The following is a 643-nucleotide window of genomic DNA, read 5'->3' on the forward strand; positions in this document are numbered from 1 at the left end:
CTTCAATGGTTGGCCCCTGAAAATATGCCGGATCGTCTGAGCAAGATGAAGCTGGAAGATTTGCCCGGAATCTCTCAAGGCATCAGTAAGCGCCTTTACAAGGCACGGATCTATGACATTCCTTCGCTTTACAACCTGGACCCTCGCCATGCCAGATTGATATGGCACTCGGTGGAAGGAGAGCGCTTTGTGCGGGCGTTGCAGGGTGAGAACATCCCGCTGCAGGAAACAAAGCGTAATAGCTATGGCAACTCAAAGGTTCTTGCTCCTCAATACCGAGTTTCCAGCCAAGCTAAATTGGTTGGCCGGTGGCTCGTGGAGAAGGCTGTCGAACGCATGAGACGAGACGGATACTGCGCTAAACGCTTCAGCCTGCAGCTCCGGTTCTTACCATCAGGAGGATGGAGCCAAGCTCAGAGCTGTGTTGCCTCACAAGACACAGCATTGTTCCTCAGCATCTACGAACGTCTCTGGCAGATCATGATTAAGCGACGGCCCTACCTTGTAGGTTCAATTTCGGTCCAGCTAACAGATGTTTTACCTCTTGCAGAAAGATCCGGTGAATTATTCACCTCTCCGGAACCTGGCAAGCCAAATCCGAACGAGAAGCTGGCGACAGCAGTAGACCAGATCAACCGAAGAT

1 pseudogene is annotated in these 643 nt (G+C 51.6%); it reads left to right on the forward strand.

The features are described 5' to 3' along the window. Positions 1-643: pseudogene (locus PPL9_RS17320) on the forward strand (hypothetical protein); the annotation flags it as partial.

Origin of the sequence: Pseudovibrio sp. POLY-S9 (genome assembly GCF_001431305.1) — a bacterium.
Lineage (GTDB): Bacteria > Pseudomonadota > Alphaproteobacteria > Rhizobiales > Stappiaceae > Pseudovibrio.